24 protein-coding genes are annotated in these 23103 nt (G+C 61.3%); 10 read left to right on the top strand and 14 right to left on the bottom strand.

Annotated elements, in window-relative coordinates; all coding sequences use genetic code 11:
- Window positions 1-3: 3 nt before the first annotated feature.
- Window positions 4-693 carry a hydrolase gene (locus EFD56_RS26860; RefSeq protein ID WP_004674003.1) on the bottom strand — a complete coding sequence of 230 codons (690 nt, stop codon included), beginning with the start codon at window positions 691-693 and terminating at the stop codon, window positions 4-6.
- A gap of 276 nt (window positions 694-969) precedes the next feature.
- Complete coding sequence (locus tag EFD56_RS26865; RefSeq protein WP_012489665.1) at window positions 970-1905, bottom strand: VOC family protein; 936 nt, start codon at window positions 1903-1905, stop codon at window positions 970-972.
- 118 nt (window positions 1906-2023) lie between these two features.
- On the opposite strand from EFD56_RS26865, the gene EFD56_RS26870 reads away from it, so the two are divergent.
- The gene (locus EFD56_RS26870; RefSeq protein ID WP_004674004.1) at window positions 2024-2923 is read left to right on the top strand and encodes a LysR family transcriptional regulator; all 900 of its coding nucleotides are present in this window, start codon (window positions 2024-2026) and stop codon (window positions 2921-2923) included.
- On the opposite strand, the gene EFD56_RS26875 is transcribed toward EFD56_RS26870, so the two are convergent.
- The 4 genes from EFD56_RS26875 to EFD56_RS26890 form a co-directional block, all read right to left on the bottom strand.
- A complete protein-coding gene (locus EFD56_RS26875) occupies window positions 2910-3689 on the bottom strand; it encodes a gamma-glutamylcyclotransferase (RefSeq protein WP_010025037.1) in 780 nt (259 codons plus the stop codon). The genes EFD56_RS26870 and EFD56_RS26875 overlap by 14 nt on opposite strands.
- Before the next feature lie 62 nt (window positions 3690-3751).
- Window positions 3752-4210 (bottom strand): Rid family hydrolase, encoded by a 459-nt coding sequence (locus EFD56_RS26880; RefSeq protein WP_004674006.1) that lies wholly within the window; start codon window positions 4208-4210, stop codon window positions 3752-3754.
- 90 nt (window positions 4211-4300) lie between these two features.
- A complete protein-coding gene (locus EFD56_RS26885; RefSeq protein WP_318656758.1) occupies window positions 4301-5137 on the bottom strand; it encodes an alpha/beta fold hydrolase in 837 nt (278 codons plus the stop codon).
- A gap of 699 nt (window positions 5138-5836) precedes the next feature.
- Window positions 5837-6304: an NUDIX hydrolase gene (locus EFD56_RS26890; protein WP_126906726.1), complete on the bottom strand. Its 468-nt coding sequence runs from the start codon at window positions 6302-6304 to the stop codon at window positions 5837-5839.
- Window positions 6305-6402: 98 nt separating this feature from the next.
- Between EFD56_RS26890 and EFD56_RS26895 the strand changes: the two genes are divergently transcribed.
- From EFD56_RS26895 to EFD56_RS26910, 4 genes are all read left to right on the top strand, one after another.
- A complete protein-coding gene (locus EFD56_RS26895) occupies window positions 6403-7224 on the top strand; it encodes a DUF1206 domain-containing protein (RefSeq protein ID WP_126906727.1) in 822 nt (273 codons plus the stop codon).
- 47 nt (window positions 7225-7271) lie between these two features.
- The gene (locus tag EFD56_RS26900; RefSeq protein WP_126906728.1) at window positions 7272-7769 is read left to right on the top strand and encodes a metallophosphoesterase family protein; all 498 of its coding nucleotides are present in this window, start codon (window positions 7272-7274) and stop codon (window positions 7767-7769) included.
- Window positions 7770-7879: 110 nt separating this feature from the next.
- Window positions 7880-8404: a GXWXG domain-containing protein gene (locus tag EFD56_RS26905; protein ID WP_126906735.1), complete on the top strand. Its 525-nt coding sequence runs from the start codon at window positions 7880-7882 to the stop codon at window positions 8402-8404.
- 102 nt (window positions 8405-8506) lie between these two features.
- Window positions 8507-9025 carry a hypothetical protein gene (locus EFD56_RS26910; protein WP_010024836.1) on the top strand — a complete coding sequence of 173 codons (519 nt, stop codon included), beginning with the start codon at window positions 8507-8509 and terminating at the stop codon, window positions 9023-9025.
- A gap of 95 nt (window positions 9026-9120) precedes the next feature.
- Here the strand turns inward: EFD56_RS26910 and EFD56_RS26915 are convergent, their stop codons facing one another.
- From EFD56_RS26915 to EFD56_RS26925, 3 genes are all read right to left on the bottom strand, one after another.
- A complete protein-coding gene (locus EFD56_RS26915; protein ID WP_004674013.1) occupies window positions 9121-9306 on the bottom strand; it encodes a hypothetical protein in 186 nt (61 codons plus the stop codon).
- 67 nt (window positions 9307-9373) lie between these two features.
- On the bottom strand, window positions 9374-9730 hold the full coding sequence (locus EFD56_RS26920) for a response regulator (RefSeq protein ID WP_037139127.1): 357 nt from the start codon (window positions 9728-9730) through the stop codon (window positions 9374-9376).
- Window positions 9727-11421: a sensor histidine kinase gene (locus EFD56_RS26925; protein ID WP_126906729.1), complete on the bottom strand. Its 1695-nt coding sequence runs from the start codon at window positions 11419-11421 to the stop codon at window positions 9727-9729. The genes EFD56_RS26920 and EFD56_RS26925 overlap by 4 nt, the downstream gene beginning before the upstream one ends.
- Before the next feature lie 152 nt (window positions 11422-11573).
- Here EFD56_RS26925 and EFD56_RS26930 point away from each other — a divergent pair, with 152 nt between their 5' ends.
- The gene (locus EFD56_RS26930; protein WP_064823833.1) at window positions 11574-12866 is read left to right on the top strand and encodes a GGDEF domain-containing protein; all 1293 of its coding nucleotides are present in this window, start codon (window positions 11574-11576) and stop codon (window positions 12864-12866) included.
- 50 nt (window positions 12867-12916) lie between these two features.
- Here the strand turns inward: EFD56_RS26930 and EFD56_RS26935 are convergent, their stop codons facing one another.
- Window positions 12917-13114 carry a hypothetical protein gene (locus tag EFD56_RS26935; protein ID WP_085744397.1) on the bottom strand — a complete coding sequence of 66 codons (198 nt, stop codon included), beginning with the start codon at window positions 13112-13114 and terminating at the stop codon, window positions 12917-12919.
- Between the two features lie 242 nt (window positions 13115-13356).
- On the opposite strand from EFD56_RS26935, the gene EFD56_RS26940 reads away from it, so the two are divergent.
- The 4 genes from EFD56_RS26940 to EFD56_RS26955 all read left to right on the top strand — a co-directional run bounded on the left by EFD56_RS26940 (window position 13357) and on the right by EFD56_RS26955 (window position 16823).
- Window positions 13357-14052, top strand: coding sequence for a GntR family transcriptional regulator (locus EFD56_RS26940; RefSeq protein WP_126906730.1), 696 nt, complete (start codon window positions 13357-13359; stop codon window positions 14050-14052).
- Window positions 14053-14127: 75 nt separating this feature from the next.
- Window positions 14128-15015 carry a dihydrodipicolinate synthase family protein gene (locus EFD56_RS26945; protein ID WP_126906731.1) on the top strand — a complete coding sequence of 296 codons (888 nt, stop codon included), beginning with the start codon at window positions 14128-14130 and terminating at the stop codon, window positions 15013-15015.
- A gap of 2 nt (window positions 15016-15017) precedes the next feature.
- The gene (locus tag EFD56_RS26950; protein WP_126906732.1) at window positions 15018-16364 is read left to right on the top strand and encodes an NAD(P)/FAD-dependent oxidoreductase; all 1347 of its coding nucleotides are present in this window, start codon (window positions 15018-15020) and stop codon (window positions 16362-16364) included.
- 216 nt (window positions 16365-16580) lie between these two features.
- On the top strand, window positions 16581-16823 hold the full coding sequence (locus EFD56_RS26955) for a hypothetical protein (RefSeq protein WP_085744399.1): 243 nt from the start codon (window positions 16581-16583) through the stop codon (window positions 16821-16823).
- Window positions 16824-16890: 67 nt separating this feature from the next.
- Here EFD56_RS26955 and EFD56_RS26960 read toward each other — a convergent pair whose 3' ends face one another.
- From EFD56_RS26960 to EFD56_RS26975, 4 genes are all read right to left on the bottom strand, one after another.
- Window positions 16891-17274 carry a response regulator gene (locus EFD56_RS26960; protein WP_126906733.1) on the bottom strand — a complete coding sequence of 128 codons (384 nt, stop codon included), beginning with the start codon at window positions 17272-17274 and terminating at the stop codon, window positions 16891-16893.
- Window positions 17267-21235: a CheR family methyltransferase gene (locus EFD56_RS26965; RefSeq protein WP_126906734.1), complete on the bottom strand. Its 3969-nt coding sequence runs from the start codon at window positions 21233-21235 to the stop codon at window positions 17267-17269. The genes EFD56_RS26960 and EFD56_RS26965 overlap by 8 nt, the downstream gene beginning before the upstream one ends.
- Before the next feature lie 63 nt (window positions 21236-21298).
- On the bottom strand, window positions 21299-22321 hold the full coding sequence (locus EFD56_RS26970; protein WP_085744402.1) for a chemotaxis protein CheB: 1023 nt from the start codon (window positions 22319-22321) through the stop codon (window positions 21299-21301).
- A gap of 174 nt (window positions 22322-22495) precedes the next feature.
- The gene (locus EFD56_RS26975) at window positions 22496-22885 is read right to left on the bottom strand and encodes a response regulator (RefSeq protein ID WP_085744403.1); all 390 of its coding nucleotides are present in this window, start codon (window positions 22883-22885) and stop codon (window positions 22496-22498) included.
- Window positions 22886-23103 lie beyond the last annotated feature (218 nt).

Below are 23103 nucleotides of genomic sequence, written 5' to 3' on the forward strand. Positions count from 1 at the left end.
ACATTACTTCGCCGGGTTCGGGCCGATGCGCTTGCCATGTTTGACGCGTTCTTCCGCGCCATGAACCATCGTGTAGGCATAGTCGATGCCCATGCCGTAGGCGCCCGAATGCTCCTTCACCAGCGTGGTGACCGCGTCGTAGGTCTCCTTGCGTGCCCAGTCGCGCTGCCATTCGAGCAGGACCTGCTGCCAGGTGACCGGGATCACGCCTGCCTGCACCATGCGGTCCATGGCGCGGTTGTGGGCCTCCAGCGAGGTGCCGCCGGAAGCGTCGGCTACCATGTAGATCTCGTAGTCCGAAACGTCGTTGAGAGCGGAGAGAGCAAACGTGGTGTTGCAGACTTCCGTCCAGAGGCCGGAGACGACGATCTTCTTGCGGCCGGCGGCCGCATTCTTCGCCAGCGCGTCGCGGACGTTCTGGTCGTCCCAGGAATTCATCGAGGTCCGTTCGAGGATGTCGTTCTCAGGGAAGACTGCGAGCAGCTCGGGATATGTGTTGCCGGAGAAGGACAGCGTCTCGACCGTGGTGATGGTGGTCGGAATATCGAAGATCTTTGCTGCCTTGGCGAGGCCGACGACGTTGTTCTTCAGTGTCTGCCGGTCGATCGACTGGACGCCGAACGCCATCTGCGGCTGCTGGTCGATGAAGATGAGCTGGCTGTTTGCAGGGGTCAGGACTTCGAGCTTGGACATGGTTCTCTTCCTCTTGGTTGCGGCCCGCGAACGGTGCCAGAAATCGCTAGCGGCTGTCGGGAGCTTCCGGGCCTGCTTGCCGGTTTCGCTTGCCCTCTTGGCTGCTGAAATCAAACCTATCGCGACATGCGCCGACGAGGAATTGTAATAAATATGTCGAATGAATTACGGAAAACGAAATAGTCAGAGCTGCCAGGCGCGCCTCCCCGCACGGCAAGAAGGGCCGCAACCCTTTCGGATCGCGGCCCTTCTTCTGCAGTAGGTCTGCAGGCGCGGCTACGCAGCCAGCGGGACAAGGCTGGACTCGATCTCAGCGCGGAATTCCTCATACCGGCTCGGCAGCTTGAGCGCCTCTCCGAGGTGGGCGGTGTCCTCGTCGCGATCGAAGCCCGGCTCGTTGGTGGCGATCTCAAACAGCACACCGCCCGGCGTGCGGAAGTAGATGGCCCAGAAGTAGTCCCGGTCGATCACGGGCGTGACCTGGTAGCCGGTATCCATCAGCGCCTTGCGGACTTCGAGCTGCGTCTCGCGGTTGTCGACCGCGAAGGCAATATGGTGGACCGAACCCGCGCCCTGCCGGGCGAAGGGCCTGTTGGGCAAGAGCTGCAGATCGATCGTGTCGGCGCCGTTTCCGTTCGGAATGACGAAGCGCGTCACGTCGCCCTCCTTCTCGGCGCGCTGATAGCCCATGAAGCCGAGCAGTTCCTCGGTCGCGGCCGTTTCATGCAGACTGAAGCGGGCTCCTGCGAAACCGCGGATTGCCGCGTCGTCCGGGATGCCGCCGGCCAGCCAGGGAGACGAGCGGCGATCGTCGGCCGACTCGATCAGCGCGAGGCTGTCGCCGTCCGGCCCCATGAACCGAAGCCGGCCGGCGCCGAAGACGGTGTCGCCGTCCAGTCCGTCGACGCCTTGCGACGAGAGGTGGTCCTGCCAGAACTTGAGCGAACCCTTGGGCACGGAGAACTGCGTCTCGCCGACCTCGCCGACGCCCGGACGTCCGAGCATCATGTTCTGAAAGGGGAAGTAGGTCATCACCGTCCCCGCAGATCCCGTCTCGTCGCCGTAGTAGAGGTGATAGACGCTGGGATCGTCGAAGTTCACGGTCTGCTTGACGCGGCGCAGGCCGAGCGTCTCGGTGAAGAAGCGGTTGTTCTGCCGCGCGTCCGACGCCATCGACGTCACGTGGTGCAGTCCCTTGATGTCCTTGATCATGTCGATGCCTTTCAGTCAGCACTGGTCTTTGTTGTGTGAACTGAATGTAGACCGGTTGCTCACAGCGCTGAATTGCAATACTTCTTTCGACAGAATTGCAAGAAGTGAAATAATAGCCATGAACGACTATAAAGCTCTCCGCACTTTCCTCCTCGCCGCTGAGAAGCGGAACTTCGCGCAAGTCGCGCGCGAACTCGACATGACGCCTGCGGCCGTAACGCGAGCCATCGCTGCCCTTGAGGCGGAGCTCGGCGTCCAGCTCTTCGTGCGCACCACGAGGCAGGTGTCCCTGACGACGGACGGCGCGATCTTCGCGGCGCAGGTCCAGCCCGCGGTGAAGACGCTCGAGGACGCGCGGCGCGAGATGATGAACGCGCACAAGGCTGAGGAGGGGCGCCTCAGGATCAGCGCGCCAACCTGGTTTGGAAAGGTCGTGCTGCCGCCGATCCTGTCCGGCTTCAAGGAGAAGTATCCGAAGATGAGCTTCGAGATCTCCCTCTCTGATGGGCTGGTGAACATCGTTGACGACGACTACGATCTGGCGATCCGCATCTCCTCCCAGCCGTCCGATAAGTTCACCATCTGGAGAAAGATCCGCGTCGTGCCGCGCATTCTCGTCGCCGCGCCCGGCAGCCGCTTCGTCGACATGTCGCATCCTCACGAGCTGACGCCGGATGACTGCCTTGCCTATAGCGGGGAAAGCCGGCGGGAGAACTGGATCCTGTCGGATGGCGGATCGAGCATTGCGATCTCTGCCGGACGGGCGTTCAGTGCGAACAGTGGCGAGGTTCTGGCCGACATGGCCGCAGATGGAGCGGGCGTCGCCTTGTTGCCGGGGTTCAATATTGCCGAGCACATCCGTAGCGGTCGCCTTGTTCACGTCTTTCGTGGATGGGCGCCGCCGGATCTATGGCTGACGCTCTATTATCCACCATACCAAGCGCTACCGCCGCGGATCGCCTCGTTCTCCAAGTTCTTCGAGGAGCAGGTGGCAGCGCACATGGTCATGCTTGATTGACAGGCAGTGGACGGTCAACGTCGGCGCTTGATCGACTGTTTACAGTCATTGCTTGCAGCCTTGCGGCGACAAGCTTTTGCAACTGCCACAGGTTCCGATCGTAGATGTTTCGATCCGCCAGATCTGAGACCGTGCGATGCAGATATTCGGCACAGGACCCCGCAGGACCGCACGCCTGTGCGATCAGCAGTGCGGCTTCATCCAGAGGCACCTTCTCCGTGAGTGGAGATTGCTTCGGGCTTGCCCAAAAGGTCAGGGCACGGCGTGGCCCTGATGGCGTCTTTACCGAAACCCATCTGACCATGTCACAAACTTCGACATAGCGGATTTCTCGGGCGAGAAGCGTGCGAAGGTCTTGTTTCTTCGTCACGCAAGGAAGCTTCAGGACCAGACCGGAACAGCTGCCGCCAGGTTGAAGAGCAAGCATTAGCCCTGGCGCATCGGATGTCGCCCTAAGTCGTTCTATCCTAAGTGAGAATGCACGGTGCCACCCGTAGGCGACAGCATCTTCACTGGCCGTATAATCAAACCCCGGATTCCACATCAGGGAGCCATAGGCGAATATCCAGATCTCCCCGTCGCCCGCTTCCTCCTCGACATGGCTGACGAGTTGATCAAGCTGTGTGGTTGAGATCGGTGTCCAGTTCGGTTCCGGACCCTGCTCTTCGACAACCCTGAGGGATTTGGTCACGAGTTCGGCGGTCAGCTGCAACGAAGTCGGAAGGCGCGTCCTGATTTTTGAACGTCTTGGCATCTTCTGGTCCATTCAAAAGTTTGGCCGCCGGCGCCTTGTCGCATCCGATGGCCCTTGGCATGGCTGTTGCCGTATCAGGCAGCGTTGCGGTCGATGACGGCGCGGAACGTGATCTCGACGATCTGCTCCGGAAAGGCCAACGCGTTGACGCCAATCAGATTACTGGCGACCGGCGGCATGTCCGTGCCGTACATTTCCTTGCGGACCCTGGATCCCGCCGCAAAGGCGCTTGGAATGTCGAGAACAAAGAGTGTCTCTTCTACGACATCGTCAAGCGTGGCCCCAAATTCGGCGAGAAGCTTCTTGGCGTTGACGTAAGTCTGACGGATCTGTGCTTCCATCTGTGTGAAGTCGGCAGGCCGGCCTTTGCCGTCGAGTGTTGCGGGAGCAATAAGCTTACCTTCTTCATCATGGCTCAACTGGCCCGAGATATAGATGGTATCTTTCACCTGCAGGGCCTGCACGTATCCGAATGCGCCTTCCCAGGCGACGCCGTAGTTTGCAATCTTTTTGCTGTAGTTGGTGTTGGTCATGGTGATTTCCTGAATTCGAGACGCCCTATCGGCGCTGAGGACTGTTGCAACTAGCGAGGCGACGGAGGCCACACCCGCCGCCAATGCCGATCAAGCCTGGACGAAAGCCAAGAGGTCGGCGTTGAGGACATCGGCATTGATGGTCAGCATGCCGTGTGAGAAGCCCGGATAGGTCTTCAGCGTCCCGTTCTTCAGGAGCTTAACCGACTTGTGAGCCGAGTCGGCGATCGGAACGATCTGGTCGTCTTCACCGTGCAGAACAAGCGTCGGAACGCTGATGGCCTTGAGGTCCTCGGTCTGATCCGTTTCGGAGAAAGCCTTGATGCCATCGTAATGCGCCTTCGCGCCGCCCATCATGCCCTGCCGCCACCAGTTCTGGATAACGCCTTCATGCACTGTCGCACCATCGCGGTTGAAACCGTAGAACGGGCCGGCGGGCACATCGCGGAAGAACTGGGCGCGGTTTGCGGCAAGCGCGGAGCGGAAGCCGTCAAAAACCTCCATCGGCAGCCCTTCGGGATTGGCCTCGGTCTTGAGCATGAGCGGCGGTACGGCAGAAACGAGAACGGCCTTGGCAACACGCCCGGCCTTCTGGCCAAACTTCGCGACATAACGGGCAACTTCACCGCCGCCGGTGGAGTGGCCGATGTGAACGGCATTCTTCAGGTCGAGCGCTTCGACGACGGCAAAGGCGTCGGCGGCATAGTGGTCCATATCGTGACCATCGGCCACCTGGCTCGATCGGCCATGGCCACGGCGGTCATGGGCAATGACGCGATAACCCTTGGAGAGAAAAAACAACATCTGTGCATCCCAGTCGTCCGACGACAGCGGCCACCCATGGTGGAATACGATCGGCTGGGCATCCTTCGGACCCCAGTCCTTATAAAAGATTTCGACTGCATCCTGGGTGGTTACGTATGCCATGGTCTTGTTTCCTTCGGTTGGGTTGGCGGCGGGAGCGGCATTGCCTGCGACGCTGAAAGGAGGTGAAATCGCGACAACCGCTGCGGCGGCGCCTGCGGACAGCAGCGCAACTCTGCGTGTCATGGAAGAAAGGTTCAGGGTCATCTCGCATCCTGCGATTTCGTGAATGAAAACTTCAGGCGACGCTGTGTTCGTCTGACAGGGCGATATTGCAGTCACATGCATCCACTCACAATTGCGAGAATAATTTCGACTTTATTGCGAATTCTGAAATACTGGGCGTCGTAGAGCTGACGGCCTTGCCCGCATCAGCGGACTCGCAGGAACCCCGCAGATATCTGAGATGAGTTCGGCTCGGTGAGCGCTTTCGCCTTGAAAAGAATCGAACCGGCGACAGGTCTGTCAGATAGGTTAAGTGCCTGAAAAGCTATAACGACTTGTCTGGCGAACTCTGGCCAGCGAGGACGAAAAATTCGGTCCTGCCCCGCACGACATAGCCACCGGGCATCTGGCCGCCTTCAGGAAAACCGATGAGATAGCCAGCTATAGCGACATCTCGGCGCGCAGGGGCAGGTTCAACCTCATCATCCCTCGGGATCAGCCGACGGGCCGGCGAAACACTATCCTATGGGCTGATTGCCGATACCTTGCTTGAGGTCGCCGACTGCTCCTTCATTCGTGTCGAAACGGAGCGATCTCTCATCGGCCTCGGTCGAGCTGCCTTGCAAGATCTGCAACCATAGCGACCTGCCCCTTGACAAGCTTGATCTCAGCCTCGGCGGTGGGAAACCACTTTGCGCGGTCGACTTCGGGAAAATTCTGGAAACGGCCCGATCGCGGCGGCCATTCGAGCTGAAACTCTGAACTGCGCACCGTCTCGACATCAAGCTCCGCCTCCACCGACCAGACGACCACCATTTTTCCGCCGGGTTGGCGATATTCGCCGAGCGGCGCGAAGGCGCCCTCAATTTCCACGCCGAGCTCTTCGCGCGCCTCCCGGATTGCTGCCGACAGTTCGTCTACACCGGCTTCGATCAATCCCTTGGGGATCGACCAGGCGCCCTGGTCCTTCTTCGCCCAGAATGGACCACCGGGATGGACGAGCAGAACCTCAGGCCCCGTCTCGAAAAGACGATAGATGAGAAGTCCGGCGCTACGGACCGGCATCGGCAACTCCCGGCATGAGCTTGGCCTTGTCCTCGACGACAACTTTCCGCGGGATGGCGCGTTAGGGGTGACAGTCACATGGATGCGCGGAGTATATCATGCCCAAAGGATTTCGTTTCGACCTGCTTGCCAAGAGCGGCTATGTGGCGCGCGGCGTCGTCTTCCTGCTCGTCGCAGGCCTGGCCCTGTTCTCCGGTGTAGCCGGCGGAAGGCCTGAAACGAAGTCGGCGCTTTCGACGCTGCTCGCACAGCCTTTCGGCCGCGTCTGGGTGGGGCTGATCGGCATCGGCCTTCTCGGTTTCGTCGCCTGGCGGCTGGCCCAATCCCTAGCCGACTCCGACGGGCATGGCACCGGCGCCAAGGCAGTCGCCATCCGCACGGTTCTCTTCGGGAGCGCCGTCGTCTACCTGGGGCTTGCCGGATACGCGCTGGCCCACGCGTTGTTCAGCGGCGGGGGCAGCCAAGGCCCGGGTGAGAAGGGATTGGCTCAATGGATCATGTCGCAGCCGTTCGGCGCCTATCTCGCCGTTGCCGTCGGCCTCGGCTTCATCATCGGCGGTGTCGGGACCGCAGCCAAGGGCATCACCAGGAAATTCGAGCGCTATCTCAGGCTCGCCGACGCCAGCGGCGTGGTCGCCACGGTCTGCGTCTACGGCCTCGTCGCCCGCGGCGTCGTCTTCGTGATCACGGGAATCTTCTTTGCCTATGCGGGTTTTCGCGTCGACCCGCAGCAGGCAGGCAGCATGGCGGACGCGCTTGAATGGGTGAGACAGCTTCCTTTCGGCGCGATCCTTTATCTCGCCGTCGCGGTCGGACTGGCGGCCTTCGGGATCTATAACCTCGTCGAGGCACGCTATCGCATCGTGCGCAGTCCGTCCCTTGCCGATGTCAAACATTCGATCCCGACAGCTGGCCATTAGCAAAAACACCGGCTTTCCAACCAAGCGAGCTGCGCCATCTCTGTCAGATGATTTACTTCACCGGCGATACCCATTTTGCAGATCCGCGCGTCCTTCGCATCGACCGACGCCCCTTCCCCGACATGGCCGCGCATGACGTGACGCTGATCCGGAACTGGAACGAGATCGTTGGTCCGCAGGACGACATCTGGCACCTCGGCGACGTCATGTCTTTCCGTGGCGGGGATTGTGATCAGCTGCTTTCCATGCTGAACGGGCGCAAGCACCTGATCATAGGAAATAATGATCCGCCGACGACGACGGAGGCGAAAGGCTGGACAAGCGTTCAGCACTATCGGGAGATGACGCTGGATGATCATCTGCTGATCCTGTGCCACTACCCGTTCCGCACCTGGAACAAGATGGGCAAGAAATCGATCAATCTGCATGGACATTCGCATGGCCGTCTGAAGACCCTGCCCCGCCAGTACGATGTCGGCGTCGATGCGCAGGGTCTCAGGCCGGTGTCGCTGGACGCCTTGTTGTCAACGAAGCGCGGATTGTGATCCGCCGCATCAAGCACATTCGACGTCTGGGGCTCTTCTTGCGGCGGCGGCGCCATTGGTATTATTGCGGGCAGGAGGCTCGCCCGCGTAACTGGAAACGGGTGGACAGTATGGATCGGCAGGAGGAGATGAAGGCCTGGTTCTCTTCGCTGAAGCCTGTCCGACCGGTCGAGATGATCGGCTTGTGGAGGGGTGTGGGCATTCCCTCGGATCACCCGCTCGACGGCGTTCTGGAAAACCTTGGCTGGTTCGGCAAGCGGTTTCACGCGGACATGCGCGCGGACGCCCTTCTCTTTCAGTGGCGCGCGGATCGGCTGGTGGCCATAGAACCCGGCTTTTTGCCAATCAGATTGGCGATCAAAGCCGCGCCCTTCGGGCGCACAAGGGTCGCCCGTATATGGTTCTCCTATCTGCAAAAGGCATTGCGCGCGAGGGGCACGACCGCATCGCTTGCGCTTCAGCCTTCGGAAGACGGCGCCACCGCGGCAATGCGTTACGACAGGCAGCCGATCGTCGATTACTTTCGCTGGATGAATGCGCAGGAGCTGGCTGGCATGATGTGTATTGCAGGCGATGCCCGTCATTATTTCTTCCAGCTGCGAACAATCGACGCCGTCGCCGCGACGCAAGGATAGTCAGGAAGCGGGCCGCCCTTCAGGCGCGACAAAAACGATCTGACGGGGGGAACAATCTGCCATGCTGACCTGTTGTTCGGACACGCAAACCCGGGGGCTGCCATGCGTACGGTCCTGATCGCAACTTTGCTTTTGCTGCCTTGTCTCCCTGCCGGGGCAACGGCGTCGGAGGTCGGCTTTTTGCAGTCTTTGTCCGGCGACTGGAGTGGGACCGGAAAGGTGCTCACGCGAATTGGCGGCACGAACCTGAATGTCTCCTGCACCCTCCGATCCGATGCGAGCGCATCCACCGTTTCGATGAACGGGAAATGTCGCGGCCTTGCGGTTTTCACCAGATCCTTCTCGGCCACCGTGAAGGCCGCCGGAGAGCGTTATACCGGCAATTATGTCGGGCCGTCAGGGCTGCCGTCGAAGCTTGCGGGCAGCAGGAAAGGGACTGCCCTCAACCTGCGTGTGACCTGGGCACGACTGGTCAACGGTGATCGGGACGCAGTTTTGATGATCGAGAAAGTCGGGCAGGACCGCCTTAGACTGCAGACCGTCGACCAGGATCCTGCTTCCGGCCAGTCGGTCGTGACCAGTCGCATCGATTTGCAGCGGCCCTCGACGGCAGAAAGATAGCAGGCCGCACGCTGTTCTAGAGCATGATGCCGAAAACCGCTCGCACTTTTCAGTATCATGCTCTGGCGGCGCAACATCCGATCGCTGCCTTGGTTTCAGTGCTTTTTGGCGTGATGGTCGCCGCGATCGCCTTCTCCGGGCTTCGCATCATTCTTCGCCTTGCGCCGCTTGTCGGCCGAGAGCGAGCGGCCGACATCCGCCGACTCGCTGAAGCGGCCCTGGTCGTCGCGGCGGACGTAGCGCTTGTCGGTGCCTGTATCGATGAGCTCACGTTTGGACATGATATTCTCCTGCTGTGGAGCAGGGAAAACGCACGAGATTCCAAAAGGATGCATTGGCCGCGGCATTTCAGGCGGCCATTCTGATGAGCGCGTCGCAGAGCTGCCGGCTATCGTAAGGCTTGGGAAAGAAGATTCCACGTTCGGGCAATTCATCTTTGTCCGGCTGCTTCATGCCGGAGACGATGATGATTTCGACAGGCGGCCAGCGATTGCGGACGGCCTTTGCGAGTTTCAAGCCGTCCATGCTTCCCGGCATGTCGATGTCTGTGAACAGGATCCGAATGCCGGGAACGCTTTCTAGGAGCATGAGCGCCTCGTCAGCATTGTGTGCTTCGAGCGCCTCCAAGCCTGCATCCTCGACGATACCGACCGCCATCATCAGCAGCAGAGCTTCGTCCTCGACCACGACTACCTTGGTTTTCATGTTCCGCTCGCATGCATGTCATCCTTACCCAGAGGGTCAACTTCGCCTTTCGCAACCGGTTCCCCGATCAAAAATATAACTTCGAAGACGAGGCCGTCGGGCCTGTAGTCCGACCTGGAGCGCGCCTGCGCTTTCGACGGAAAGGCCCGTTCTATCAGCACCGACCCGAAGCCCTTCTTCGTCGGCGTCGAGACCGGCGGTCCACCCGCTTCCGTCCAGACGAGAAGGACGCGTCCGTCGTCGCGCTTCCACTCGATGGTGACCGTTCCGTTTTCGCTTCCGAGACTTCCATACTTGGTTGCGTTGGTCGCCAGCTCATGCACAACGAGCGAAAGCGGCAGGGCGATGTCGGCGGGAAGAACCACTTCCGGGCCATCCAGGCGAATGCGCTCGGCCTGGGAGGCGACGTGGGCGCGCAAGGCTGCGGAGACAATCTCCCTGACAGGCGAGGCCGATCCCTCGCGCGACAGGATGAGATCATAGGTGCCGGCGAGTGCCGCGAGCCGCTCGGCGAAGGAATTGTATCTTTCCGGATCGGAGCGCGAGAAGGTCTGCCGGGCGATCGCCTGAACGAGGGTAAAGCCATTCTTGACCCTGTGCGCCAGTTCGCGGACAAGCAGGCTGCGCTCCTCCTCCGCCTCCTGGCTCTGGCGTCGTCGTTCTTCGAGTTCGTCAAGCAGCCGGTCGAAGGTCGCGCCGACGACACTGAGCTCGTCCGCTCCTTTCATGCCGGTCCGCGCCGTCGTTTGACCGCTGCGCCACTTTTCCATCACATCCGCGATCCTGGAGATCGGCAGGAGGATGAAGCGGTTGCCGATGAAGATGGCGGCGAGGAAAGCGAAAAGCGCGCCGCCAATAATGGCGAACATATTCATGGTCGTCGCCCGGTTGATCGGCGCGAAAGCTTCCTCCTTGGAGAAGCCGGCGCTGACATAGAGGGGGCTTGAGGGCAGCGCGATCGGGCGATAGCCGAGGATGCGGTCGGTTCCGTCCTGGCTCATCGCTTCGATCACGTCGGGCTGCTCGGCATGGATCAGAGGCTGAAGGGCCTCGGGTATGACGGTGCCGACGAAGCGCTCGGGCGAGGGAACGTGTGCAACGATCGTGCCCTTGTCGTCGGCGATCGTCACCTCGTTACCCGGCGCGACGCCGCGCTCGGTAATGCGGTTCTGCAGCCAGTCCACCCGGATCCCGCTGACGATGACGGCCTTGGCAGCGTCGCCTTCCATCAGGGGCATGGCGAGCGGCAGCACGGGTTTGTCGACAAGCCGGCTCTGCGTATAGGTGCCGACGGCAAAACTCTTGGTCTTGAGCACCTGCTGGAAATAGTCCCGATCGGAGAAGATCACGCCTTCGGGAAAAGCCATGCTGCCGCAGACCGGCTGTCCGTCGAGCCCGACGACGAAGATGGTGCGGATATTCGGAATGTTTTCGGCGACCGATTTGAGAGCTTCATTGCAGCCTTGGACGTCGAGGTGCCGCACGGAGGGCATGGCGGCGACGGAGACGAGAAGAGCGTGCAGGCCCTCGATGATCCGCTCCACTTCGGACGAGGCTTGTCTGGCCGCTTGTGCCGCGGATGCGCGCACTTCTTCATTGCGCTGATGGCGGAGTGCGACTTCGTTGTAAACGAGCATCGCCACCACCGGCGCCAGCGCCGCGACCGCAACTGCGACCAGCTTAAGTCTCATCCTGCTCCCTCTCGGAATAAGCTAGTTAGCATGTCCGAAAGGGTCTGGCCCAGATCACCCGGCCAAACTTGTTTACAAAATATCAACGCAGGAATCCGGACGTCCGCGCGGCAGCCTTGTCGAGTTTCCGATCGCGGCTAGATAGAGCAAAGATGAATGATGCCAAAAGCACGTCTTTCGACCGCCCTGCCGCCGGGTCCTTCTCGCCGCAGCCGCTGACCGGCGCGATGGCCGATGAGGTCGAACGCCTTTTATCCGGGCGAACCCGCGATATTCGCCTGACGGGCGACCTGCGGCGCCGCTTCGATGAAAGGCTATGGCGCCAGAGGGCGAAAGTCATCCGTTCCTGGATGACATGGGTCGCCTTCGTCGACGTTCTGACACTGGCGCTGAATGCCATGCTGCTTCCCCGCGAGGTCGCCCTGTTGATGGTCGCCCCGGCCTGCCTGCTGCCACCGGCAGCGATCCTGACGGCGCTCGTCTGGACCAAACCGCGCCCGGCGGCGGTTGAACGTGCATCGCTCCTCGGCGGAATGTGCCTCATTCTGCTGTCGGTCGCACTCGTCGGCGTCTTTGCGGGAGGCGAATTCTACGAGCGCCATCTGACCATCATGCTGTTCGTCGCCACGAGCGCAATCACCATCTTCAGCGTGCCGCTCGCCTGGACGATCGCAATCGCCTGTTATGCCCTCTGCCTCTATTTCACCCTTCAATGGTACAACCCGCTGGTGGAAGCGGGCAGCGTCGTGGCCGGGACCCTGTTCTTTTCCTGCGGGATCATCGCGACCGTGGTCGCCAGGCGAACGATGAACATCCTGGCGCAGAAGACATTTCTCCTCGACTGCAGGGATCAGCGCCGCGTCGCGGAATTGGCCGATGCGAATGCCCGTTTGGAACGGCTGGCCAGAACCGATCCGCTGACGGGGATCGCCAACCGCCGTTGGATGATGGAAACGCTCGAGAGCCTCTGGCGCCACGGCCGTGAAACCGGCATCGTCGCCATGCTCATGTGCGACATCGACCACTTCAAGGCGCTGAACGACAAGCTCGGGCATGGCGAAGGCGACCGCTGCCTCGTCAAGGTCGCCGGTATCATCCAGAGCTGCGTGCGCGCCGATCGCGACCTCGTCTCACGACATGGCGGCGAGGAATTTCTCATCGTGCTTCCTGATGTCGAAGAAGAAGAGGCTGTCGCGGTGGCGAAGCGGATACGTGAAAGCGTGGAAGCCGCCGCCCTTCCGAACCCGTCTTCCAGCGTCGGCCCGTCGGTGACGCTGAGCGTCGGGGTGGCCTTCAAATCGGCGGCCGACACCGGCGTCACCCTGGCCAATCTCCAGCACGAAGCCGACGTGGCACTTTATCGCGCCAAGGAAGCAGGCCGCAACCAGGTCTGCGTCTTCCACCGTCCGCCACCCGCTGCCGAGCAGTTGGCCGCCCGCCGTTGAGGCGCAGCTGGGCCGGAGGTTTCGATCGGCGCGCATCGGCGCGGTCAGCGTCAGCGGCTCACCAGAACCGCCGCCATGGCGACTGCCGAGATGAAGCCGGCGGCGCTGAGCCCGAAGGTCAGATACTCTGTCGCTCTTTGTCGGTGGCCGGGCTCGACCTTTCCAAGGACGGCCGTAAGGCCGCCCGCTATCCAGCTCGCCAACGTCAGTGCGCCGAAGAATAGCGCCCACTGCGTTGCTGTGTCCATGATTTTGCTCCCGTTGCAGCTGCCTGCCCGGCAGGAACACGCCTGCACGGGTCTACGAGTAACAAAGCTCAGCCCGCTTTGTTTCCACAGGGCGTTGTACTTTTCCCAACCACTCCGACGGCCGCTGCGCGCAAATCGCAGCTTGTCAGGCTGTTGGCGCTGTGAAACGGCGGATTTGGCTTGACGCCGTCCATATTGTCTACTTAATGTCTTCCAAAAGAATTATATGGAGCTGCGACGAGATGAATGCCGAGACTGCCAGTCCTGATCGCAAAGCCAGCCTCGAACTCGCGCTACGCCGGCGCATCCTCACAATGGAGCTGCCGCCGGGTTCTGTGCTTGATGAAGTGGCGTTGAGCGAAGAGTTCGGGCTCTCCCGTCCGCCGGTGCGCGAGCTGATGCGGCAGATGGCCGGCGAGGGCTACATCGAACTCGAGACCAACCGCGCCGCCCGCGTCAGCTCGATGAGTTATCAGTCGTTGCGCGACTTCTTCCTGCTCGCGCCGATGATCTATATCACCGCCAACAAGCTCGCGGCCGAGAACCGGACCAAAGCCGAACTCGAGGTCCTCAAAAACATCCAGCGCTGCTTCCGCAAGGCGGTCGAGGATTGCGATGTCGAAAGCCGGGTCTTCTACAACGACCAGTTCCACCGCCAGATCGGCGAGATGGCCCACAACGTCTACGTCGTCCCGAGCCTGCGTCGCCTTCAGATCGACCACGCCCGCATCGGCAAGATTTTCTACCAGCATCCGAATACGCCGCGCATGCAGGAAGAGCTCGAGCTGGCCTCGGATCAGCACGAGCAGATGATCGAGGCGATCGAGCGGCGCGACGCAGAAGCCTCCGGTGAGCTGGCGCGTCTCCATATCGAGCTCTCCCGGCGGAACATGGCCATGTATGCGGCCCCGGAAGGGTTGGAGACGCCGACCCTTTAAGCGCCCGAGATCAATAAACGCAGCTCAAGGCAATCCGGCTCGACCTTTCGGCCTAAGACAACGGGATTTCAATCGATGACCAACTTTCCCTTTCCAGGACTCAATCTTGCCATCACCACGCCGTTCGACGATGCCGGCCGCATCGATTACGGGCGGCTCGAAGTCAATATCGAACGCTATCTCGCGGCCGGCGTCCGCAGCTTCCTGCTGAGCTCCGGCACCGGCATGCATGTCTATCTCTCCAAAGCCGAATCCGAGGAGCTGGTCCGCCGTGGCGCGGAGATCGTCAACGGCCGCGCCAAGGTGATCGCCCAGACTTCGGCGCTTCTGGTGGAAGATGTCGTGGAGCGGACCGCGCGCGCCCGTGACGCCGGCGCCGAAGGCGTCATGGTGCTGCCGCCCTTCTTCGAAGGGCCGACCGACGACGAGGGCATTGTCGATTTTTACGCCGAGGTCGCCAAATCAGGCCTGCCGGTCATCGGCTATAACGTGCCCCAGGCGGTCGGCGTCGCCATCACGCCGGAGCTTCTCGACAAGCTCAACGCAATCCCGGGCTTTTCAGCCGTCAAGGACAGCAGCGGGGATCTGGGAAAACAGGCGGCCCTCATCCGCACCGGCCGCTTCGTCATGAACGGCGCCGATCCGCTCGTTCCCTATGCGCTTTATGCCGGATGCGACGGACTGATCTGGGGTGGCGCGAACTTCGCTCCCCGCACCGCAGTCGCGCTCGTCGAGGCGGCCTCCCAGCGCAAATGGGATGAGGTGCGCGATCTCTGGAAAATCCTCGAGCCGGCGATGGGGCTGATCTGGGAAGGCGATTATGTGCAGTCGGTCTATGCCGCTGCCGATATGGTCGGCTATGGCGCCGGCTCGCCGCGAAAGCCGTTGCGCGCGCTTGCTGCCGAAAAGCTGCCGGCGCTGCGGCACTGCCTCGATGCGCTCATGGAGCGGGAGGCGATTTGACCGTGAGCCGGGCCGCAAAGAACGTCTTCGTCGCATCCAAGCTTCCCAAACGCGCTGGCGTTTCGGGTTGGGTGGCGACACTCCCCCCGCGCCGACCGCGGCCGGCGCTGAGTGAAGCGATCTTGGCCGACGTGGCGATCATCGGCGGCGGCTTTGCCGGCTTGTCGGCTGCCCACCGCCTCTCGCGGCTCGACCCGACGCTGCGGGTCGCGCTTTTCGAAGCGGGCATCGTTGGCGAGGGGCCGGCCGGCGCCAATTCCGGCTTCATCATCGACTTGCCCCATGAAGTTTCCTCCGACGATTTCAGCGGCGAGTCGGAGGGCAAGTTCCGCGACTCCGTGCTGCTGCAGCGTTCGGCAATCGCGCTCGCCAGCGAACTTGCTGCCGAGAACGGCTGGGGAGAGGATCTGTTCGATCCCTGTGGCCGCTATAGCATCGCAATGAGCGAGGAAGGCGACAGGCATCTCGAAGCCTATTCGCAGCAGCTGTCGAAGATGGGCGAAGCGCATCGCCTGCTGAAGGGGAAAGAGATCGAGGCCGTGACCGGATCGAAGGCCTTCACCTCCGGCCTATTCTCACCCGGCACGGTCATCATCCAGCCGGCGGCCTATGTAAGGAGCGCGGCCGACTGCCTGAAGGCGCCGGTGCGGCTTTACGAGCAGACGCCCGTTCTCTCCTTCGAGCGCTCCGGCGACGGTTGGCTGCTGAAGACGCCGCATGGATCGGTGCAGGCGGCAAAGATCATTCTCGCCAATAACGGCCACGCGGAAAGCTTCGGTTTCTTCCGCAGACGCCTCCTTCATGTCTTCACCTATGCGTCCATGACGGAAGAATTCGATCCGGCTGGGCTCGGCGGCGACAGGAAATGGGCGGCGACCCCGGCCCTGCCGATGGGAACGACGGTGCGGCGCATCAATACCGGCGGCGGTGACCGCATCCTCATACGTTCGCGCTACAGCTACAATCCCGGCATCGAGATCACCGATGCCGCCATCCGCAGCGCCGGCGGCCTGCATGACCGCAAATTCGCGCATCGCTTCCCCGCGCTTGCCGGCGTCGGCATGCAGTATCGCTGGGGCGGCGCGATGGCGCTGACGCATAACCATGTGCCGGCCTTCGGTGAGATCGAACGTGGCGTCTTCGCCGCTTGCGGCTGCAACGGATTGGGCGCGTCGAACTCCACCGCCGCCGGCATGGCGGCGGCCGAACGGGTGCTGGGGCACCAGTCCGAACTTGTCGGCGTTTACAGCCGCTTGGCGGCGCCGGTTTTGCTGCCGCCGCAGCCGCTGACGACGATCGGCGCGAAGATCCATCTCGCCTGGCGCGAATGGCGTGCCGGTACGGAGTAACCCCGCACCGGCGTCAGGCATAGAAGACGTAAGCCGCATCTTACGGTCGGCCGCCCTCTTTTGCCGGACAGGCTGCACCTAAAAGCGGGCCATGCCTCGACGCTGCCGGCTGGCGAATTCTCGAAGAACATTACTTGCGTCCGGCGACCTGCGATTACCGTTTCCTCGGCCAGATATTAGGCGCATGATCTGCCGCGGGAGGGAAAGGAGTTCGACATGGACCGGGCAATGGTGGAGAAGCATTTGCAGCAGGCGCGCGAGCATGTCGCATCGGGAGAACTGCACCTCGCTCGGCAGCGTGAAATCGTAGCTGAGCTGATCAGTCGTGGCGCGGACGTCATGGAAGCGAAGCGACTTCTGACGAATTTTGAAGAGTCTCAGATCATGCATGTTGCTCACGTTGAACGGCTCAGGGCAGAGCTGCTGGCGTTGACACAAGGGCATGAAGCGAGTGGATGAGCGGTCGGGCCGCTGCGGCGCTTATCGGCCAACCGGCGGCTTGCCCGGTCGATTGCTGCTATGAGGCCTATGCGCGCAATACGGCCTCGATTGCCGTTTGCAGCGTTAGCATGAGCTGCGGCATGTCGACAGGTTTCGAATAGCAGCTCGTCGAACTGAAGCGTTCCGGCAATGTTGAGGCGTCATAGCCGGTTGTGAACACGAAAGGAACATGGCGCTCCAGTAGCATGTCGGCAACCGCATATACCGATTTTCCATGCAGGTTGACGTCGAGGACTGCGGCATCGAGAACATCAGGCATCGCCATCAGTTCGAATGCACGCTCAAGAGATTGCGCGGGTCCGATCACGACCGCACCCGCATCGACCAGCTGCTGGGACATATCTTCCGCCAGCATGAACTCGTCCTCCACCACGAGCACGTGACGTCCCTGCAAGACTCCGTCAGTCATCGCCTTCGTCCTCAATCACATTGCTGAGCGAAACGGGAATCGCAATCGTGCAACGAACCCCGTCTTCACCGAGAACATAGGACGTCTTCGCATCCAGCTGATAGGGCAGCGCGCGCTCGATGAGCTCTCGTCCTTGTCCATTCCCTTGCGGTCCGGAATCGGCGGGAGGCATTTTAACCCGGCTTTCAAGCCAGTCGACATGCAGCCACGGCTTGCCTCCCTCGCCCGGTTGCTCGACGCGCCACGAAATGCTCAGATGCGCCTGCGGCTGACCGAGCGCTCCATATTTGGCCGCGTTGGTGCCGAGCTCGTGCATGGCCAGCGCCATTGTCTGCACCGTTGTTGAGCGAAGCCTGACGCCCTCGGGGCCCTGCAGGCTTATCTTGCCGTTTGCGCCATCCGGCATGCCATGCGCCTCCAATTCGGAGCGGATGAGCTGATCGAAAGTGATGCGATCTCCTTCCTGCAGTCGCGACAACAAGCCCTGCACCCGCGCCAGCACGTCCAGCCGATCCCGGAACCTTTCGTGGAAGTCTTCCAGGCTGGTGCTGGTCCGCATGGTCTTGTCGGCCATCGACCGGACCACGGCCATCAGGTTGCGCGTGCGGTGCTGAAGTTCGGCGACGAGGACTTTCATGCGCTCGGCCGAGGCTTTTTCCTCGGTGATATCACGGCCGATCCCGCCGATCTGCTTGACGTTTCCTTCCTCGCCGAACAGCGGGAAATCGGCATTTCTGAGCCAGCGAATTTCGTGATCGGAGGCCCGCCTGATACGGTACTCGAATTCCACGCGCTCGCCGTTTCGCACGCGCCCAATCTCCGAGAGCGCCTGCTCCCGATCTTCGGGAATGATCAGTTCCGCCCAGCTGCGGAAATTGTTGCCCGTCATCGCTTGCTCGCGATCGACGCCGTAGATAGTCTCGAAGGCCGGCGTCAGATAGACCCATTGCAGCGTCTCCGCATCGCGGATCCACAATACGTCGGAGGAGGCTTCGCCGAAGAGGCGGAACTGCTCCTCGCCCTGCCGCAGAGCTGCCTGCGCCTGTTTTCGGGCCGAGATATCGATGCAGAACTCGGCGATCGTGCCGTCGCCGAGGTCGCGACCGGCAAACAGCATCCAGCGACGCGACCCGTCGGCGAGGAAATATTCCTTCTCATAGGGTCCGATCTTGCCGGTCTCTTTGAGAGCTTCCATCTGCGCCGCGCTTTCGGCAAGGTGCTCCGGCGGGGTCAGCCGGCGCCAGTGCAACTCCGCTCGCTCCATTTGTGAGCGGGTGTAACCGGACATCTTCAGAAAGACTTCGTTGGCATCGAAGATAACGCCGTCCTGATTCAGAAAAATCACTCCGACCGCATCCGTCTCCAGAACGCGCTGCAGACGCTCTTCGCTGCGTCGAAGCGCAACTTCGGCTTCGTAGGTGGCCGTCAGATCGGTGAAGGTGACGACGGCGCCGCTGATGTAGTTGTCGACGCTGCGATAGGGGAGTGCACGTGCGGCGTAATGCCGTTGATCGGTGAAGTCGCTGACCTTTCGGTCGACAGGCACCAGAGTTCGAAGGACCAGGCGAACATCGTCCAGCAGTTCCGGATAGGCGACGCGTGAGACGACATGATCGAGTGGCCGACCGACGTCCGTGTCGAGCAGGTGGAATATTTCCGTTGCCGCCGGCGTGAAGCTCCTGACGCGCAGATCGTTGTCGAGGAAAACGGTGGCGATCTGGGTTGCCTCCAGGAGGTTCTTCAAGTCGGAATTGGTGCGGTCGAGTTCGGTAACGCGATGAGCAAGCTCGCCGTTGACCGTCTGCAGTTCCTCATTCACCGACTGCAGTTCTTCCTTCGAGGTTTCCATCTCCTCATTGGCAGACTGCAACTCTTCGTTGATCGACTGATATTCTTCGTTGGAAGATTTCAGTTCCTCATTTGTCGATTCCAGTTCCTCGATGGTCGCCTGCAGCCGATCACGCGTCACGCGCAGATCCGTCTCGAGCCGTTGGACATGCTCTTCGCTTGTCAGCCTCCCACCATCGGGCGCCACTCCCTCGGCCACCTGGCCCGCGTCCTGAAACAGCACGATCAGCGAGGTGACGTCACCGCTGCCAAGCGGTTCGACGATGATATTGACCGCGTAGGTGCGATCGTCCTGGCGTAGCAGCACCCTCGGCACCTCGACCTTGATCGCTTCCGTCGTTGCCCGCTGGAGGGCGGAACGCATGTCGAGTCTGAGATCGCGATGGGCAAGGCTCAAGAGGTTGAGTGTCGCCGTACCCGACGCGGGTTCGAGATAACGCCCGGTGCGTCCGGAGAAGTGCAGCACGTCATAATGTGAGTCGACGACGACATAGGCCGGCGCGAAACGCTCGGCGACGACCTCCGCCTGCCGGCTGATCGTTGCCGAAAGCCGCCCCGTCTGCAGCGTGGGAGCAGGTGCTGCAAGCGGATTGTCGGGATTGCGCGGGCGCGGACTGAGCGGGAAATCCGGAATGATGCGGGTTGCCGTTTCCAGCCGTCGAAACAGGCGGTTCTTGCGATCGACCGGTGCAAAGAGCTTGCCGTGGCGGGTGACGTTTTCCGATGAGCCAAGGAAGAGTATTCCACTTGGCCTGAGGGCAAAGTGGAAGATCGGTATAACCCGGTTTTGCAGTTCACTGTCGAGGTAGATCAGCAGGTTCCGACAAGACAGGATGTCGATGCGGGAAAATGGCGCATCCTTGACGATGTTGTGCGGCGAGAAGATGCACATCTCCCGCAGTTCCTTGACGACGCAATAGGTGTCGCCTTCCCGCACGAACCAGCGGGCCAGCCGTTCCGGCGGGACCTGTGAGGTGATTGCCGCGGAATAACGGCCGGCGCGGGCGATGCCGAGGGCGCGGGCATCGAGATCCGTCGCGAATATCTGCACGTCGGGCGGGTAGTCCATGGTCGCCATATGTTCGCGCAGCAGCATGGCGATCGAGTAGGCTTCCTCGCCGGTGGCGCAGCCAAGCACCCAGACACGCAGTTGATCACCCGGCTCCTTGCCCTCGAACAGCCGTGGAATCTCGCGTTCAAGCGCCTCGAACTCGCCGGGATCCCTGAAGAACTGCGTCACCCCGATCAACAGGTCCTGAAACAGGTTTTGAACTTCATCCCGGCTGGCGCGCAGCCGTTCGATATATGTGTCGATGCTCCCGATCTGCAGCACCTGCATGCGCCGCTGCACGCGCCGCGTGAACGTGCCGCGCTTGTATCCATGGAAGTCATGGCTGGTGACATTGCGAAGAACCGTCGCGATCTGCGTGATCTGCGCCTCGAGGCCGCTCGGCGGCTCGTCCTCCAAGCCGATGTCTTCTTCCTCGGTAACATTGCCGGCATAAAGAGCGATATGGGTTGCAATGCCTTGGGCCGGCAGACGCAAGTCGGCGATGGCCGATGCCCCCAGCCCTTCCTCGGCAGATCCCTCTTCGTTTTCGCCGATTTCCGCAATCGACAGGCCACCGAATTTCTTGGTTGCCGCCACGCCGGCCGTGCCGTCGTTTTCCAGTCCTTTCAGGATCACGGCAATGGCGCGCTCCTGCGCATGTTCCGCGAGAGAGATCAGCATCGTATCGACGGTGCCGCGATGGCCGACGGGTTCCGAGGCCGCCCGGATGCGGATATGCCCGTCCTCCAAGGTCATCATATCGTCGGAGCCGCCGATATAGATATGATTGGGAAGGATCCGCTCGCCATCGGCTGCGACTGTCACCGCCAGGCGCCCCTGCCGCTGCAGCATATCATGGACGGCAGCGGCATCGAGTCCCTCCTGCTGGCGCACCGCCACGAGGTAGGATGCACCGAGGCCGACGCCGACCTCGGAAAAGATCCGCTCAAGCGAACTCAGCGATAGCGCGCACACCGCTATGCCAACGATCACCACGGGCTGTTCGTGTTGCTCCGGTTCAGGCGCACTTGCCTGTTGCTCGATATTCTCTTCGTAAGCCATTGTCGATCCAGCCTCTGTTGCGCCGACTCTAAACGTTCAGCACGGCAGAAGGATACAACTTTATCAAACGTCCTGGAAACGCGATGAGCGACCGAAATGCAAAGACGTCAGGGCTGCCTCACGCAGAGTGGCAGCGTATCGGCGGTATTCCAACGCCCTGGCCTCATAGAGTTCGGCGACGGCGGGCCGGCCGGTGTCACGTGCGTCTCGTGCCATCCGCTCGACAAGCGTCACCCGCTCCTCCATCACCCGCATGGCAATCCTGATCGCCTCATCAAGCTCGCCGCCATGCGCCGCCAGCGCCTCGGCAGTATAGGCGTGGCCGATCTGACAGCGGAATCGCAATGGCCGGGAGCCGCGCATCTCGGAAAGCACACCGTGACAGTCGGGGCAGGTGATTGCGGTCGGGGAGGCGATCTTGCGAAGCTCGGCGCTGCCGAGACGGGCGCCGGCCGCTATCTCCACCTCCAGCCGCAGGTCGTCGGATGGCTGGTCGCGATGCGGCCCTGCATCGCTTGCCGCGAGATTGGTCAGAAGCCTGCCGAGATCGGCTGCGGAAGCGACGTGATCAACCTCGACGGCCTCAAGCGCTGCCAGCGGCATCTGGTCGACCTCCGCGTCGATCGGGTGCTGCACCACGGTCGTCCCGCCATTCGATTTGATTGCATGCAGCCCTGCCGCGCCGTCGTTGAGCATCCCCGTGAGCACGAGGCCCACCACCCGCGGCCCGAATGACAGGGCAGCCGAGCGGAACATCGGATCGATGGAGGGCCTGACCATGTTTTCCCGTGGCCCGGCGCCGAACTGGATTGTTTCGCCCATAATCAACAGGTGTCGGTCGGGTGCAGCGATATAGATATGGCCGCGCTCGATCGGCTGCCCGTCAACCGCCTGCGTCACCGGGAGCCTTGATTTGGCCGCGAGAAATTCCGGCAAAATTCCGGGAGAGTGCGCAGGAATATGGGTACTGACGAAGATGCTTGCCGGAAGATCGGCGGGAAGATCGGCGACGAGCGTTCTGAGCACGGCGCCACTCCCCGCCGATCCGCCGATCGCAATAATATCCTTGGTCGCGCTTGAAGACATCGGCTTTGACCTTCCTGATCAGGCTCAACAGTCGGTGACCCCTAAGGTTCCCTTTTGAGCAGGATCCATGCCGAATCTGGCCTGTTCATACCGACGCAGCAGCGCAGGCCCTGCAATCTCCGCCCGAGATCGCCGTAATCATGTGACGGCACGAGACTTTTCAACAAGGAATGATCAGTTGAGCGGTTTCAAATCCGAACCAAAAAGGGCGACGGCAATATGTGCGAGTTCAGTCGGTTTTTCGCAGAGCGCAAAACCTTTGTACTTCACGGGGATGTCGTCCGGATCATAGCCGGTGGCAAAGACGAAGTTGATGTCTCGCGCCTCCAGCTTGTCGGCGACAGGAAACACCAATTCGTCGCCGAGATGGACGTCGAGGATTGCCGCATCGATGTGCTCCCGGTCGATGAGGTCGAGCGCGCGGCCAACGTTTGCTGTCGGCCCCACGACGACCGCGCCGAACTCTTCCAGCCTGCGGCGGGTCTCGTCGGCCAGGAAATATTCGTCCTCCACGATCAGGACGCGCTTCCCCGAGAAGAGTTTCGTGTGATTGCTTTTTTCCACCGGGCACCTTTTTCAACGCCGAACTGTCGCTGAAGGCAAAAGTTGCGCCGGTGAACAGAATAAAACGCTGGCACGAGATCCCGACGTCTGCTGTGAGCTTCCAATAGGTTGTCCATTCGATCCGGACCGGGAAAGCTGAGGTTGTCGAAGCTTCAGTGATTCTCGGGGGACCGAATGGACATCCATATGAATGCCCGCCTCACGCCGCTCAGTCGAGC

It is taken from the genome of Rhizobium phaseoli (assembly GCF_003985125.1).
Taxonomy (GTDB): domain Bacteria; phylum Pseudomonadota; class Alphaproteobacteria; order Rhizobiales; family Rhizobiaceae; genus Rhizobium; species Rhizobium phaseoli.